At 66.4% G+C, this 15,135-nt stretch carries 14 protein-coding genes and 1 tRNA gene; 10 read left to right on the top strand and 5 right to left on the bottom strand.

Annotation, left to right across the window (positions count from 1 at the left end; all coding sequences use genetic code 11):
• Window positions 1-202 precede the first annotated feature (202 nt).
• Entirely contained in the window at window positions 203-1,213 is a 1,011-nt protein-coding gene (locus ACT4N8_RS09830; RefSeq protein WP_444857954.1) for a restriction endonuclease, read from the top strand.
• A 43-nt stretch (window positions 1,214-1,256) separates the two neighbouring features.
• Here the strand turns inward: ACT4N8_RS09830 and ACT4N8_RS09825 are convergent, their stop codons facing one another.
• Window positions 1,257-4,493, bottom strand: a complete 3,237-nt coding sequence (locus ACT4N8_RS09825; protein ID WP_444857953.1) for a DEAD/DEAH box helicase — start codon at window positions 4,491-4,493, stop codon at window positions 1,257-1,259.
• Window positions 4,486-5,325, bottom strand: coding sequence for a hypothetical protein (locus tag ACT4N8_RS09820; RefSeq protein WP_444857952.1), 840 nt, complete (start codon window positions 5,323-5,325; stop codon window positions 4,486-4,488). Before ACT4N8_RS09820 ends, ACT4N8_RS09825 begins: the two co-directional genes overlap by 8 nt.
• Window positions 5,326-5,710: 385 nt before the next feature.
• On the opposite strand from ACT4N8_RS09820, the gene ACT4N8_RS09815 reads away from it, so the two are divergent.
• Genes ACT4N8_RS09815 through ACT4N8_RS09805 form a run of 3 tightly spaced genes read left to right on the top strand, consistent with a single transcriptional unit; the run spans window position 5,711 to window position 8,140 of the window.
• Window positions 5,711-6,043 carry a DUF3489 domain-containing protein gene (locus ACT4N8_RS09815; RefSeq protein WP_444857951.1) on the top strand — a complete coding sequence of 111 codons (333 nt, stop codon included), beginning with the start codon at window positions 5,711-5,713 and terminating at the stop codon, window positions 6,041-6,043.
• Window positions 6,040-6,462, top strand: a complete 423-nt coding sequence (locus ACT4N8_RS09810; protein ID WP_444857950.1) for a DUF2924 domain-containing protein — start codon at window positions 6,040-6,042, stop codon at window positions 6,460-6,462. Before ACT4N8_RS09815 ends, ACT4N8_RS09810 begins: the two co-directional genes overlap by 4 nt.
• Window positions 6,455-8,140 (top strand): recombinase family protein, encoded by a 1,686-nt coding sequence (locus tag ACT4N8_RS09805; RefSeq protein WP_444857949.1) that lies wholly within the window; start codon window positions 6,455-6,457, stop codon window positions 8,138-8,140. Before ACT4N8_RS09810 ends, ACT4N8_RS09805 begins: the two co-directional genes overlap by 8 nt.
• 189 nt (window positions 8,141-8,329) lie before the next feature.
• Here the strand turns inward: ACT4N8_RS09805 and ACT4N8_RS09800 are convergent.
• A tRNA-Leu gene (locus tag ACT4N8_RS09800) sits at window positions 8,330-8,416 on the bottom strand.
• A gap of 74 nt (window positions 8,417-8,490) precedes the next feature.
• Window positions 8,491-9,588, bottom strand: a complete 1,098-nt coding sequence (locus ACT4N8_RS09795) for a 6-phosphofructokinase (RefSeq protein WP_444857948.1) — start codon at window positions 9,586-9,588, stop codon at window positions 8,491-8,493.
• Between the two features lie 24 nt (window positions 9,589-9,612).
• On the opposite strand from ACT4N8_RS09795, the gene ACT4N8_RS09790 reads away from it, so the two are divergent.
• Window positions 9,613-10,971, top strand: coding sequence for an MATE family efflux transporter (locus ACT4N8_RS09790; RefSeq protein WP_444857947.1), 1,359 nt, complete (start codon window positions 9,613-9,615; stop codon window positions 10,969-10,971).
• On the opposite strand, the gene ACT4N8_RS09785 is transcribed toward ACT4N8_RS09790, so the two are convergent.
• Window positions 10,949-11,620, bottom strand: coding sequence for a zinc-ribbon domain-containing protein (locus tag ACT4N8_RS09785; protein WP_444857946.1), 672 nt, complete (start codon window positions 11,618-11,620; stop codon window positions 10,949-10,951). The two genes, ACT4N8_RS09790 and ACT4N8_RS09785, sit on opposite strands and share 23 nt — an antisense overlap.
• A gap of 149 nt (window positions 11,621-11,769) precedes the next feature.
• Here ACT4N8_RS09785 and ftsE point away from each other — a divergent pair, with 149 nt between their 5' ends.
• The 5 genes from ftsE to ACT4N8_RS09760 form a co-directional block, all read left to right on the top strand.
• Window positions 11,770-12,486, top strand: coding sequence for a cell division ATP-binding protein FtsE (gene ftsE / locus ACT4N8_RS09780; RefSeq protein WP_444857945.1), 717 nt, complete (start codon window positions 11,770-11,772; stop codon window positions 12,484-12,486).
• On the top strand, window positions 12,483-13,379 hold the full coding sequence (locus tag ACT4N8_RS09775; protein WP_444857944.1) for a cell division protein FtsX: 897 nt from the start codon (window positions 12,483-12,485) through the stop codon (window positions 13,377-13,379). Before ftsE ends, ACT4N8_RS09775 begins: the two co-directional genes overlap by 4 nt.
• The gene (locus ACT4N8_RS09770) at window positions 13,376-13,915 is read left to right on the top strand and encodes a YdcF family protein (RefSeq protein WP_444857943.1); all 540 of its coding nucleotides are present in this window, start codon (window positions 13,376-13,378) and stop codon (window positions 13,913-13,915) included. Before ACT4N8_RS09775 ends, ACT4N8_RS09770 begins: the two co-directional genes overlap by 4 nt.
• A gap of 6 nt (window positions 13,916-13,921) precedes the next feature.
• A complete protein-coding gene (locus ACT4N8_RS09765; RefSeq protein ID WP_444857942.1) occupies window positions 13,922-14,614 on the top strand; it encodes a lysophospholipid acyltransferase family protein in 693 nt (230 codons plus the stop codon).
• Window positions 14,611-15,135: beta-N-acetylglucosaminidase domain-containing protein (locus ACT4N8_RS09760; protein WP_444857941.1), on the top strand; the 525-nt coding region annotated here is incomplete at its 3' end. The genes ACT4N8_RS09765 and ACT4N8_RS09760, both read left to right, overlap by 4 nt.

Raw genomic sequence — 15,135 nt, 5'->3', positions numbered from 1 at the left:
CGCTGGAGCCTGACATTGGTGAGAGAATGGCGAATTCGCTCGGGGAGCTCAAAGACCACGCTTTTCACGAATCGCTCGATTGTCCGCCCATAACGACCGACAACCTGAAGCGTAGCTCGAGATGGAAGGGCGGGTCGACGTCATCGGGTGGAGGATACGTCGGTGGGCCTCCGACTCTTCGTGCCGCACTAAAGCAGGAACCTTGGCTTGCCCGCCGTCTGATCTCAATATCGACGAAGGTGAGAATGCTAATGAGGCAAGCGCGCTTGTCCGTGCCTCGCGTCCCTATCATACAGAAGGCATGCAAAGCGCGCCTGAGATTCCGCTCGATATCCGTGACGCAATGCACGACTGCATCCTCGCCGTCATGTGGCCCAGGAAGAAGATCATCGAATTCTTCGCGAGCGTGGACTGTCCCGCCCACCTCATCCCGCCCGCCGACACTCCGCTCTCGCGCCATCTCATGGTCGTCGATGTCTTTTCCAAGCTGAGCGCGCGTCCTGACAGGGGCCATGGCGTGTTCCAAACAATGGTGGATCGCCTCGCTAATTGGAGCTATTTCGACCCATACTATTTCGACCGATTGCAAAAGCTGGATCGCGGCGAGGCCCTCAAGACAATTGCAAGGCTCAAATCGGCCGTCGATAAGCGCAATGCGGCAACTCAATCCCGGCGCGCCGCATCCAGCGATGCCCAAAAGCAGCAGGTCAAGGCGCAGGATCTCAGCGCCCTCAAGTCAGCCTTCGCAAAAATGTATGGCACCGATCTCACGCCCCAGGCGCGTGGCCGGCTGTTCGAGCATTTTCTTCGCGAACTGTTCAGCCGCCAATCGATCCAGATGGGCGACCATTTCCGGCTGAAGGGCGAGGAGATCGATGGCACCTTCAAGTTCGAGGGCGAAAACTATATCGTCGAAGCCAAATGGCAGGATCCGAGTGTAAGCACCGGACAGCTCTATAAATTTGCGCATAAAGTTGATGGAAAAATGCATGGGCGCGGACTGTTTATCTCCGTCAACGGTTTCTCGCATGAGGGCATCGAAGCCATAGTTCATGGCAAGCACATCCAGACCTTGCTCATGGACGGCCAAGACTTGTCATTCGTGCTTGAGGATCTGATCAGCCTTGAGGCGATGCTTGATTACAAGATCCGGGCCGCGCAAACGCGCGGCGACGTCTATGTGTGCGCGGTGCGGGAGACGGTAAAGATTTGACGCGAGCATGCTTCGGCTCCTGACCGCCCCTAATCGGCGTCAGTCAAAGATCGTCGAAGCCATCGAGCAGCGACGTGATCATGTCGGCATAGGCTCGATGTGCCTCCACGCGTCCAATAAGCGCGCGATCGGCGTTGGCATATTCGAGTTTGGCGGGCGTGTCGAAGCCGCGCCGTACGCAGGCCGACAGGCTTTGCAGAATTTCGGACGACACGCTCGGCTGCTGGTTAATCAGGGCCAGCTCCTCCACCATGCGCGCGACGACGCCGACAATGAAGGAGAGGCTTCGGGGCACGACGGTGCCGACGAATTCGCGGGCACGCGGGAGTAGCCGGGCGGCGGCGCTACCATCCGGATTGCCGCCCAGCAGCACTTCGATTTTGTTTAGCGGTATGCCCTCGAGCCAGGCATGAGCCGGAAGCCGCAGCCCCTCGACCGCAGCCACGTCGAGTGGGCTCGGCGCGCCGCGCCCGAGTGCGGCGTTTATTGAGCGTTGGACGTCCACCAGCAGATCGGCGCGCGCCGCGCTGTCATCTTTTAGCCAATTAAGGGTCCAGTCGACCCAGGCGGTTATAGTCGTGGGCAGATTGTCGACATCGCCGAGAAGGCGCTGACGTAGCCGATCAAGCAGCTCGAGGGCGATGCCGCTCTGCGAAGCCAGCAGAAGCACCGGCGCTTCGGGACCGTGGGCGACGACGCGCAACGCCTCACCCCAGAGCTGCTGGACCTTCGCCATATAGGCCTGTTCTTCCGCGCGCCGGCGCGCTCTGAAGGCGGCGAGCGAACGCACAAGCAGGTTGCCCGTGGTGATCGTGCCCTCATCCGAGGCAGTCAGCGAGGCGAGCCGGTTGACGGTATAGCGGACATCGCGGTCAGCGAGCTGGCCCTGCATGACGCGGTCGAGCACAACCTCGAGCGGATCGGAAACGGTGATGCAACGATCGTCTTCCGGAAGGACGGATTTCAGGGCCTTCTGCAGCGACGGCGTCAGCGCATTGGTCGCGGTGAACGTGATGATAGGCTCGGGGATCAGAATGACGACGCCATTAGCGAGATGGCCGGCGCGGCCGGCGCGCGCGGCCGCATTGAGCAGCTCGTGAGCCTCCAGTTCCTCGCGCGTTCCATCGTCGCCCGCGCGCCGATCACCAGCAAGAATGGCGAGCTCAGCCGGCAGGTTGAGCCCTTGCGCGAGCGTGGGCGTCGCAACGATCACCTTGGCACCACTCGTCCGCCGGAACAGGTCTTCGGAAAGCTTGCGCTCAAGACGCAGCATAGCGGCATTGTGGGGCACTGCGCCGAAGCCAATGTCGCCAAATATGGCGTGGCGTTTGTCGCCGAGCTCAAGCGCGACCGCGTCTACCAGCTTTTCCTCAGCGGGAACGAGCGTCACCTTGTCCAGCGCCCGAGCGATCTCGGCGGCCGTGCTGACGGCATCGGCCTTCTTGTTCACGAAGACAATTGTCTTCAGCCCCGTGCGACACGCGTTAAGCGCGATCGATGCCGCTGTGTGATTGGCGTTCGGCGTGACCCAGATGTCGCTGCCGTTGAAGCCGCCCGCGAGCGCGAGTGCGCCATCGGTCACAAGGCTAAAGCCGTGCGAATTCGCCGCATTCCTCCAATTGTGCTGGAGGCCCCAAAGTACATATGGCTGCGCCTGGAGCTGCGCTGCGGCGCGGGTGCGCAGCGAAGCGGATACCCGATCTTGCTCGCGATTGAGCCGTCGTTGCTCGACCATCGCGGCGGCGCGGATCTGATCGATTACATCCTTTTTGTAGACAACCACCCCGCGGGCCTGCCGGCTCGGCTTCCACAGCAGCTCGATCGTCTCGCAGGGGCGAGCGGTCAGCTCTTCAATCCAGGCCGCGAGCTCGTCGCCATTCTGCAGCATGGCCGAGAGAAGCAGCAGGTCAGCCTCCGGAACCGCCGCTTGGAAGGCGAGCAGGCACAGCATGCTGTCGAGCGCCCGGCCGATCTTGCGCGACGGGCTCAGCAGATGGCACTCGTCAAACACAAGCAGGCCGACGTTGACAAAGGCTTCGGGGGCGAAGGACAGCATCGCGAGACAGCGCTCGGGCGTCATGACCTCGATATCCTGAAGCTGTGCGTCGTCGAGCAGCAGCGAGTCGAAGTCGCCCGAGACCTCGAGCGAAAACTGGTCGGAGGGGAACAGCGCCTGGAGATCCTCTGTCAACTGATCGACGAGCGCATGGGTCGGCGCCAAGAAAACCACCTTCTTGCCGCGCGCGAGCACGCCCGCGATCTTGAGCACGCTGACCGTCGTCTTGCCCGCGCCTGTGGGAAGCACGAGAACCGCAGATTTCCCGGTAGCGTAGAAGCCTTTCGTGATCGCCGCGCGGTGGTTGCGCCAGACAAAGGGGGTCGTCTTTGCACGAAAGGCAAGCCATCGCGCCCAAAAGCCTGGATCAGCGCCGTCAGGCGGCGGGAGCTGTGTAAGCGGTGCCTCCACAATGCCGTCAGCAACCGAGAGCAGGAGCGAGGCGAGATGGGCCGGCCCCGGATAACGCGAGGTCAGGCGCGCGGGGGCCTTGGCATCCAGGTCGAGCGAATAGTCGCTCGTTCGCGAAGCGAGCGCCATAACTCGCTGGAATAGTGTGCGCGCAGCCTGGAGTTCGTCACCTGGGACGCCGCCGATGGACAGAACATAGGCGGCGAGATGCTCGATGCCGAGGGTCAGCTGCATCAGCAGCAAGCGTAGCGCGCTCCCCTCGAGGCGCCGACCCGCGCGAAAGACCGCCTCGCGTCCGCGCCGTTCGGCTGCGCGCTGAAGAATGGCGGCGAGATTGCCGCGGGCGAGATCGCGAACATGGCGGCCAATATCGCGCGCCTCGTCTATGCCGGTTCGCGGTATGGTGATTGGGCCTGCCGCCTCGTTCGCGTCGGCATATTGCTCGGCGGCGAGGAATAGAAGAGCCGCGGCGATGGACGCGTCCACGCCGTCGCGATCAACCGGCAGCGAGACGGTCTCTGCCGTCCCAGCGACGCGGCGTGAAATGATCTGTTGAGCGGTGCCGGCGACAAAGGCAGCGGCGCGGCGCACCTCGGGATCTTCTTCGAGCGACGCGACGATCTCATAGACATCCGCGATGCGATCGACTGGCCAGTCATCGTTCGGAAGGCCGGCCGACGTGTCGGCGCCGCGCAACCGGCGTGAGACGAGCGCGGCATAATGACGAGTGAGGGCTTGGGGAAGATCGGCCGCGTTGAGACCGGGCACACTCGGTGCACTGCGCAGTAGGTCGGCGGTGCGCGGATCAAACATCCCCGCCCTCCGTGCCGACTTCGTCGATGAACGTGCCCAAGGCCTCTATCACCGCGTCGGCGAGCGTCTGGAACCAGTCGCGCAAGGGAATGCTCAGCGGAAGGGTGGCCCCGACCCGCTGGTCCTGATTGAGGTCTTCGAGGCCATCATAGCCGGCAAACAGACTGATCCGGCCAGCTGTCGTCAGAGTCCGCGTGGTGAGGGCCGCCCGATAGCAGCGTATCGACTTGTCGGTCACTCGCGCGGCGGCGTTGACTCCGGCGGTGCCGCGAATGCCGCTGTCCCGGATGAGCTCGACGGCATTGGCAACGAGATCGCGGGCCCGCTTGTTGTTATGGTGCTCCCGGAAGGTCCTGAGCACGTCGTCGCGAAATTTGTCCCGCGGATAGTCGGTGCACTTGTCCTCGCATATGATTGCGCGAACAATCTCCGGCGCTGCGGGGGCGAGCTGGAGGATTAGACCGTCTAGCCCGTGGGTCGTAGGGTCGAGATGGGGGTCCTTGAGGAAGGTGCGGCGGCCGCCGTTCTGCCGGGCCACGATCCAGGACATGCATTCGAAGAGGAACCCGTCCCGCCGGTGACGCGCCGCCCGCCGTTGGTCATCCGTGTTGCCGGAAATCCCCATCTGCAGCTTGGCATCCTCGGCGAGGTCGACTTCGGTGTAGGCTGGCGCAACCGATTCGAATTCGATAATGATTTGCGCGGCATGCTCGGCCTGGCCGAGCGCTATGACTGCGATCAGCGCAGCCAGGGCATCAATATCCGTGACCGCCCATTCGAGTCCTGCAACATCGTCATCGATGGGCACCGGCTGTGATTCAATGATGGGCAATCCTGATGCTCCCTGTTGCCGCGTGTCTTCTTTAGCCGACTTGAACGCGTCCGTAATCCGAACAAAGCGCGTTGCCGTCATCCATCCACGAAGGCGGCGATGAACGCGCGGAACCGACAAGTCTTCGCACGATCTCGCTGGATGAGCGGACGGCAGCTAAGCGGCAGATTGATACCGAAACCTGTCAGGCGACTAACGGGCACGAACCGTCTGGCGGCTACGCCCCAAGCAAGCCGGCAAAATGAACTCGACTTCGCGCGCAAACGAAGCATTGATGCCGTGTGAATCGCGGCCGGCCTGCGCGGCTGGAGTCCTGACCGGACGACCGGCAGGACTTTGGGTGGTGGGAGCAGCGAATGTGCTGCCCTTAACTGGAGAACCACCCATGAATACGACCAGCAGCACGTGCCGGGGCCGAATGGCGCGCGAGCCAAAGAATGCGGCCGAAACGCGGCAGGATGCCCCAACTGAGGATGTCGTTGGAGACGAGCGGGCTGCTTCGCCTTCGCCGAGGGAGCCGAACAAGATCGAGAAGGTGCTCTCGCTCCTAAAGCGGTCAAAGGGTGCAACGCTCGACGAGCTAGTCGAAGCAACCGGCTGGCTCCGCCACACCGTGCGAGCAGCACTGACCGGCCTGAAGAAGAAGGGGTACGCGGTCCAGCGGACGAAGGAAGATGGCGCCAGTCGATATGCCGTGCTGGAGACCGCTTCCCGATGAGCCGGCTCCAGGAGCAACTCGATGCGCTGGCGAGCCTCTCACCAGTGCAATTGAGGGAGAAATGGAACTGTATCGAGGGCTCCACGCCGCCGTCAGTACCTCCCTCTTTGCTTCGGCGCCTGGTGGCCCAGCGCCTGCAGGAACGTCGTCATGGCTCCCTCCCGGCGCGGGTCACGCGAGAGCTGGCCCGGGTGGCGAAGGATGGACCGGGCGCTGATCCTGTCCATCCCCGATTGGAGCTCACCCCTGGGACTCGGCTCGTGCGCGAGTGGAACGGGCTGACCATCTCGGTTGAGGTTCTCGAGGAAGGCTTTTCCTGGGCGGACCGGACTTGGGGCTCGCTTAGCGAGATCGCCCGACACGTGACCGGCGCCCACTGGTCCGGCCCGCGCTTCTTCGGACTAACGAGCAATGTCTGAGAAGCTGCTCCGTTGCGCGGTCTATACGCGCAAGTCCACCGAGGACGGGCTCGAGCAGGAGTTCAATTCGCTCGATGCTCAGTACGAGGCTTGCGCCGCCTATGCGGTGAGCCAGCGCCATGAGGGCTGGCTGTTGGTGAAGGATCGCTACGATGACGGAGGGTTCTCGGGCGGGAACATGGAACGGCCCGGCCTTGCGCGCCTCCTCGCTGACATCGAGGCGGGGAAGGTTGACATAATCCTGCTCTATAAGATTGACCGGCTCACGCGCAGTCTCACTGACTTCGCCAAAATCGTGGACGTGCTCGACCGGTCCGGAGCGAGCTTCGTCAGCATCACGCAGAGCTTCAATACGACGACCAGTATGGGCCGGCTCACGCTCAACATGCTGCTGAGCTTCGCCCAGTTCGAACGCGAGGTCACGGGAGAGCGCATCCGGGACAAGATTGCGGCATCGAAGAAGAAGGGCCTCTGGATGGGAGGTCCGGTGCCGCTGGGGTACGAAGTGCGCGAGCGCAAACTGGTGGTGAACGAGGAGGAGGCCGAGCAGGTCCGGCACATTATGCGTCGCTATCTGGAGCTTCGAACGGTGCCCGCGCTGGCCGAGGAACTCAATCGCGACGGCTACCGAACGAAGATCCAGCGGCGAACCAGTGGACCGCACCGCGGGGGCTGCATCTTCCGGCGAGGGACGCTTTATCACCTCATCTCGAACCGCATCTACCGCGGCTTCATCGTTCACAAAGGCAAGGCATATCCCGGTGAACACGAGGCGGTCGTCGACGAGCGGCTATGGGACGAGGTGCAGGCGCTCCTTGCTGACAATGCCTGCGGTTCATCGCGTCGCCTGAAGCATCAGAATCCTAGTCTGCTGGTCGGCAGGGTCGTCGATGGTGAGGGCAGGCAAATGAGCCCGAGCCATGCTGCCAAAAATGGCAGGCGCTACCGCTACTACGTCACGCGCTCCGACGAGCTCAACGGCTCGAGGGCCTGGAGGGTCTCGGCCCATGATTTCGAAATGCTGGTCTGCTCCAGCTTGGCTGAGAAGCTGCTCATCCGCCAGTTCGTACTTGTTTTGGGAGGGGAGGGTACGACCGATGCCGAACGGTTCCAGAAGGCGGCAGCCGCTGCCGAAGCCGCCGCCGCCACTCTGCGCAGCGGCAGCGCTCATGCCAAAGCCGAGTTGCTCGCTCTGCTCGTTCGGAAGGTTTGGCTTTATGAGGACCGGGTTGAAGTGGAAGTCGATCGAGAAGCGGCGCGGGAGCGGCTCGGCATCAGCGGCGACTCGGGAAGAGACACCGGCACGTCCATCATTAAGATCCCGGCCGCGCGGGTTCGCCGCGGGCACCAGCTGCGCTTGGTTGTGCCGGGGCCGAAGACGGGACAGTCGAAGCCCCTCCGGCGGGATGAGAAGCTCATCGCACTTATCGCAGAGGCTCACGAGGCAAGACAGCAGGTCCTCTCGAATCCGGGACACTCGCTTGCACGCATCGCGCGTGAGCACGCGCGATGCCGAACCAGACTCGGCAAACTCGTCGCGCTCTCGTGCCTTGCTCCCGACATCGTCACATCAATCGTCGAGGGGAAGCAGCCGGAACATCTCACTGTATCTCGCCTGCTGAGCAGCGCGCTTCCCATGGTCTGGTCCGAGCAGCGGCGAGAGCTGGGGCTCGCGTAGCGCCTACCGATTGCAGTCAGAATTTTGGGCTCTGAGACGCCGGGCGAAATCTGCGCCAATGCTCGGAGCGCTGGGCAGGTCTCTGGCTGCAGGTTCTCTCGCGCGAACGCGGAAAGGCCGCAGAATTGCGCCACTTCAGGCGATAGTTCTGTAGCCAATCAGGTCCTCAGGGACCCACTCTAGACTGTGTGGTGCGGTCGAGAAGACTCGAACTTCCACGGCCTTTCGGCCACAGCGACCTCAACGCTGCGCGTCTACCAGTTCCGCCACGACCGCACGTGATCGCCCGGGAGGCCCCGGGCCGGTAGGAGCGGCGCCTCTAGCAGCGCTTTGGCCGCCAGGCAACGCCCTCAGTAGAGGAACATGGGCATGCCTTCGACGCGCATCAACCGCGCCCGGTAGCTGCTCCGATCGTAGAGTGCGCTGACGTCGACCGACTTCTTGCCGTGGAGCAAAGTGTCGATCGGGACGTGAGAATAATTGCCGTCCGAAAGCGTCACCATCCGCGCCGTCTCGCCGCGCTCGAGCAGTTGCACGGCGAGGCCGCCAAAGGCGAAGCCGACCATCCGGTCCATCGCGTCGGGCTCGCCGGCGCGCATCAGATAAGCGAGCTCCTGGATCACCGTGCCCTTGCCGAGCCGCGCCTCGATCGCCTTGCCCAGCCGCCGGCCGACGCCGCTTTCGTCGCGCTGGGTCGCGGTGAGCGAAAGGTCATCCGCCCCGGCGGCGCCGGCGATCGACGCGCCTTCGGAGATCACGCACATCGCATAGCCCGCCGGGTTCGAGGCCTGGTCCTCGGCGAGCAAGGGCAGCAGCACGTCGAGATCGGCTGGGACCTCGGCGATCACGGTGCGGTCGACCTGGGCGAGGAAGCCTGAGAGCAAGGCGGTCTCGCCGCTGCGGCGCCCGAACAGTTCGACGACGCCGATCCGCTCGTGGCTCTCGACCGTCGTGCGCAGCGCGTTGATCGCCTCGACCGAGCGGCTGACCGCGGTCGAGAAGCCGATGCAATAATCGGTGCCGAAGACGTCGTTGTCCATCGTCTTGGGCACCGAGACGACCGGCACGCCCTGCCCCGCGAGATGGGCGGAGAAGCGCAAGGTGCCGTCGCCGCCCAGGGTCACCATTGCGTCGACGCCGAGCTTCTCCAGCACCTCGAGCACATGCCCGGTCTGGTCGCCTTCGGGCCGGGTGCGCGGATCGGTGCGCGAGGTGTGGAGGATGGTGCCGCCCGCACGGTCGATGCCGCGCACCGCCTCCCGGTCCAGGGCCAGGCTGTTGGCGGCGACGCTCGCGGAATCGCCCGCATCGATCGCCATCACGCCTTCCCAGCCGCGGCGGAAGCCTGTCACCTCCCAGCCGAGATCGTCGGCCGAGAGCACGACCGAGCGGATGCAGGCGTTGAGCCCGGGCACGTCACCCCCGCCGGTCAGTATTCCGATCCGCATGGGCCTCGTCTATCGGCGGCTGCGATGCGCTACAACCGGGGAGAGACGAGGGACGAGGCGAAGCGCATCCTGCGGCTCGCCTGGCCGATCATGCTGACCAGCCTCAACTGGACGTTGATGCACATGATCGACGTCGCCGTGGTCGGCCATTACGGCACCGACGAGCTCGCCGCCTTGGCCGCCAGCCGCACGCTCACCTTCATCGCGATCGTCATGGGCTTCGCCGGCCTCTCCGGCGTGCTCGTCTTCGCCTCGCGCGCGGATGGGGGCGGGCGGCTCGCCGAGACGGCCGAGATCTTGCGCTCCGGGATCGCGCTCGGCCTGATCCTCGGGCTCTCGACGGCGGCGGTGCTGGGTCTGTGGGCCTATGAGCTGCTCGCCTTGATCGGCGTCGAGCGCGGCCTGCTCGGCGCCGGCGCGGCGGTGGTCGCGGCGATGGCGCTCGCCTTTCCCGCCCAGTTCCTGCTCGCCGCCGCCTCCTATTTCCTCGAGGGGATCAGCCGGCCGCAACGGGTGATGGCGGTCAATCTCTTCATGCTGCCGGTCAACGGCCTGCTCGCCTGGGCCTGGGTCGGCGGCCATTTCGGGCTGCCGGCGCTGGGCGCGGTCGGCGCCGCTTACGCGACCGCGACCGTCTCCTGGGCGGGCGCGGCGGCGATGCTCGCCACGATCTGGCTGCTGCCCCGCGCCGAGCCGCGGCGGGTGCGCGATTTGAGCCCGGCAGCGCTTCGCCGGGCGCTCGCTGGAGTGCCGCCGCTCGCTTGGTTCGGCCTCATGCCCGCGCTCGGCGCGATGCTGGAGCTGGCCGGCTTCGCCTGGCTGATGGTGCTCTCGACCCGGCTCGGCAACGCCGCTGCCGGCGCCTTCCAGGCGATGCTCTCGATCCACAATCTCGCTTTCGCTTTGTCGATGGGCTTCGGCTCTGCCGCGGGCGTCCGGGTCGGCAACGCGGTCGGCGCCGGGCTGCGCGCCGAGGCCTGGCCGCGCGCCCTGATCGCCGGCGGGCTCACCATCCTCATCCTCGCCACGGTCTCGCTCCTGATGGTGCTCGCCGCCGGGCCGCTGGTCCGCCCCTTCTCGAACGACCTGGAGGTGATCGCGCTCGCCGCCTCGATGCTGGCGATAATGGCCGCCTTCCTCGTCTTCGACGGCCTCCAATATGTCTTCGGCTCGGCGCTGCGCTCATTGGGCGAGCCGGTCTGGGCGAGCCTCAACGGCGTCGCCGGCTTCTTCGTCGTCACCGGCGGCCTCGGCTGGCTGCTGGTGCGCGAGGACTGGGGGCCGGACGGGCTCGCTTATGCGGCGGGCGCGGGGATGCTGGTCGCAGGGTTGCTGCAATGCGCCCGCTTCGCCTGGACGCTCAGGAAACCGGCCCGAAGCTGAGCCGCAGCATCCGCCCGCCGCGCGGCACGTCGACATTGGCGCTGGTGAAGGTTACCCGGCCGCGCGGCTGGAGCTCGCGCACCGGCGGCGCGATCGACCAAGTGTAGAGGACGCGGTCCTGCGCGTCGCGCAATTCGGCGCGGATCTGCGGCACGCGCTGGACCTCGTCGGTCTGGTTGACGATCGCGCCGGAGACTTCGAACAATTCGTTGCCGCTCTCCAGCCGGCGCGGCACCGCCGCCTCGTCGACGATGCGCAGGGCGTCGCCCGACTGGACCGGGATGCCGAGCCGCTCGCTGAAGGCGGGCAGGCCGAACGCGTTGATCGCGACGATCGCCGCGGTCATCAGCGCCGCCGCGACGATCGCGGCGATCGTCCAGCGCTTGGCCGGATTGCGCCGCGGCTGCAGGAAGGAGCTTTGCTCATAAGCGGGCACCGCGGGCGCCGCGACGGGCTCGGGCTCGGGCTCGGCCGGAGGCGGCGGAGCCGACGGGGCGGCCGCTGCGGGCGCCGGTGCCGGCGCGGCATTGGGCGGCGGCTGGAACCAGCTGTGGCGGCATTTGGCGCAGCGCACGCGCCGCCCGTTCTGGCCGATCGCGCTGTCCGGCACGACATAGCGGCTCTCGCAGGACGGACAGGACAGGATCATCGGCTACGCGCCCCAAACAATTCGCCGACTCTAAGCATGGCGGGACGGCGCGGCGCAAGCAAATGACGGATATCCGGGGATTTCGGCAGACGCTTGAAGCGATCGGCGGCCCCTGCCATTGCTGCAACCATGGCCGGGGAGGCGGGCAGTTGAGCGCGAGCGGGTCGATCGTCCAGTTCGAGAATGTCGGTCTTCGCTACGGCACCGGCGCGGAGACGCTGTCGGATCTGAGCTTTTCGCTGAAGGAAGGCGGCTTCTATTTTCTTACGGGGCCGTCGGGCGCTGGCAAGACCTCGCTGTTGAAGCTGCTCTATCTCGCGCTGAGGCCCAGCCGGGGCCTCATCCGTCTGTTCGGCGAGGACATCGTCACCATGCCGCGCGGGCGGCTGCCGGGCTTTCGGCGGCGGATCGGCGTCGTCTTCCAGGAATTCCGGCTGGTCCCCCATTTGTCGGCGTTCGACAATGTCGCGCTGCCCCTGCGCGTCGCCGGCGTGCTGGACAGCGACCTCGAGACGCCGGTCCGGGAGATGCTTGCCTGGGTCGGCCTCGCCGACCGCGCCAGCGCGCGCCCCGCCACCCTCTCGGGCGGCGAGCAGCAGCGCGTCGCCATCGCCCGCGCCGTGATCGGCCGGCCCGAATTGCTCATCGCCGACGAGCCCACGGGCAATGTCGATCCCGATATGGCGCTGCGCCTGCTTCACCTATTCGATTCCCTCAACAAGCTCGGTACGACGGTGATCGTCGCCACCCACGATCTCCACCTGCTCGCCCGCATCCAGCGCGCCGAGATGCTGCGGCTCGATCGCGGCCAGATCGCCGATCCGACCGGGGCGCTCAGGAACCCGCCGAAGAGGATGGAGGAATGAGGGGCGGGGTGCGCAAGTTCGGTGCCGCCGAGCGCGGCCTGCTGCCCGAGGGGCGGATCGCCGGGCCGATGCCCTGGGTGATCGCGATCATGATGTTCCTGACCGTGCTGGCCGCCGCCGCCGGGCTCGGCCTCGCCGGCGCCGCGGCGCGGCTCGACGCCCAGATCGGCAGCCGCCTCACTATCCAGGTCGTCGAGGCCAATCCGACCCTGCGCCAGGCGCAGGCCGAGGCGGCGGCGGGCGCGCTACGCGAGCTGCCGGGCGTGACCGCGTTCCGGATCGTGCCCCAGGAGGAGATCGAGCGACTGCTCGAGCCCTGGATCGGAGTCGGTGGGCTCGAGGGCGATGTCCCCGTTCCTGCCCTGATCGACGTCGATCTGACGCCGGAAGGCCAGGCCGATCTCGCACCCTTGCGCGCCGCGGTCGCCGCGGTCGCGCCGGCGGCGCGGGTCGACACCAATGCGCAATGGCTGGCGCCGATCGCCTCGCTGATCGGGGCGCTCAAATGGCTCGCGGCCGGACTCGTCCTGCTGATGGTCGGGGCGACCGCCGCCACCGTCGTCCTCGCCGCCCGCGCCGCGCTCGACACCCATCGCGGAACGATCGAGATTCTCCATCTGATGGGCGCGACCGACGTCCAGGTCGCGCGGCTCTTCCAGCGCCGGATCGCGCTCGACGCCTTGTTCGGCGGGCTGGTCGGCTTCATCCTCGCCGGCTTCGTCCTGATCGCGATCGGCGACCGGGTCGCGGCTTTAGGCTCGGAGCTGCTCGGCTCGGCCACGATTCCGGCCCAGGGCTGGGCGGTGTTGGTCTTCCTCCCCGTTTTGGGCGTTCTCCTAGCGATGCTCGTCGCCCGTCTGACCATCCTTCGCGCCCTGGGGCGAATGCTGTGATTCGCTTCCTGATCCGCGCCTTCCTGCTCGTCCTGCTCCTCTACGTGCTGGGCTATGCCGTCTTCGCGGTGCAGCTGCCGCGCCCGGCGGGCGACGAGCGCACCGACGCGATCGTCGTGCTGACCGGCGGCGCGGGCCGGCTAGAGCGGGGCTTCGAGCGGCTGCGCGCCGGGATGGCGCGGCGGATGCTGATCTCGGGCGTCAACCGTGCTGTCAGGGCGGAGGAGATCGTTGCCGAATATGGCGTCGATCCGCGCCTCGTCGCCTGCTGCGTCGATCTCGGCCGCGAGGCCTTCGACACCCGCTCCAACGCCGACGAGACCGCGACCTGGCTGGCGCGGCACAATTACCGCTCGCTCAGGCTGGTCACCAACGACCTCCACATGCCGCGCGCGGGCTACGAGCTGAGGAAGCGGCTCGGGGCGGACTTCGTCATCGTCATCGACGCGGTCCCGACCGATCCGGGCTTCAGCCAGATTTTCGCCGAATATAACAAATATCTGCTCGGCCGCGCCGCCGATCTGGTCGGCCTCTAGCGGCTTATGAACGCGCTGCGCTCGGCCCTGTTCGCGCTCGTCTTCTATGCCTGGACGGTGATCGCCGTCCTGCTCGCCTTCCCGATCAGCCTGCTGGGCACGCAGGCGATCCGCGGCTGGGCGCACAATTGGGTTCGCGTCCACCGCCGGTGCGCGCGCCACATCCTCGGCATCCGCACCCGGGTCGAGGGCGCGCCGCCCGCCGGTTCGGCTTTGGTCGCGGTCAAGCACCAGTCGATGTACGAGACGCTCGAGATCGTGCTGCTGCTCGACGAACCCGCCTTGGTGCTGAAGCGCGAGCTCGCCGACATCCCGCTCTGGGGCTGGGTGGTGCGTCGCTACGGCGTGATTCCCGTCGATCGTTCGGGCGGCGCCGCGGCCCTGCGGCGGATGATGCGCGCGGCCGAGGCGGCGATCGCCGAAGGGCGGCCGATCGTAATCTTCCCCGAAGGGACGCGCGTCCCCGTCGGCGCGCAGCCCCCGCTCCAGCCGGGCTTCGCCGGCCTCTACCGCGCGCTCGGCCTGCCCGTGGTCCCGGTCGCGCTCGACAGCGGCCGGCTCTGGCCGCGCAACGCCTTCGTCAAGCGGCCCGGCATCGTCACGATGCGCTTCGAACCCGTCGTCCCGCCCGGGCTCAAGCGCGGCGAGGTCGAGGCGGCGGTGCACCGGGCGATCAACGCGCTCGAACCGGCGTCATGACGCCGGAGCTCGGCATCATCGAGGGGTTTTTCGGCCGCCCGTGGAGCTGGCAGGCGCGGGCCGAGGCGGTCGCCGTCCTCGCCCCCCACGGCTTCCGCTTCTATCTTTACGCACCCAAGGCCGACGCCTTCCTGCGCCGCCGCTGGCAGGAGCCGCATCCCGAGGACGAACTGGAACGGCTGCTCGCCTTCCGCGAGGCCTGCCGCGCTCACGGCGTCCGCTTCGGCGTCGGCCTCACCCCGTTCGAGCTTCACCTCCATCCGGAGCGCGGCTGGCAGGACCGGCTCGCCGCCAAGCTCGCCGCGCTCGCGCCGCTCAAGCCCGACGATCTCGCTATCCTGTTCGACGACATGAAGGGCGACGTTCCCGACCTCGCCGAGCGGCAGGCGGCCATCGTCCATTTCGCCGCCGAGCGCGGCAACGCCGCGCGGATCCGCCCTTGCCCCGCTTATTATTACGACGATCCGATACTCGACAAAGCCATCGGCCCGCCCCCCCCGCCCAATCGCGCCCCACACGGC

This window comes from Sphingosinicella sp. (genome assembly GCF_052387495.1).
Taxonomy (GTDB): domain Bacteria; phylum Pseudomonadota; class Alphaproteobacteria; order Sphingomonadales; family Sphingomonadaceae; genus Allosphingosinicella.
Note: the sequence above shows the minus strand (reverse complement) of the source record. Positions and strands in the feature narration are given on the sequence as shown.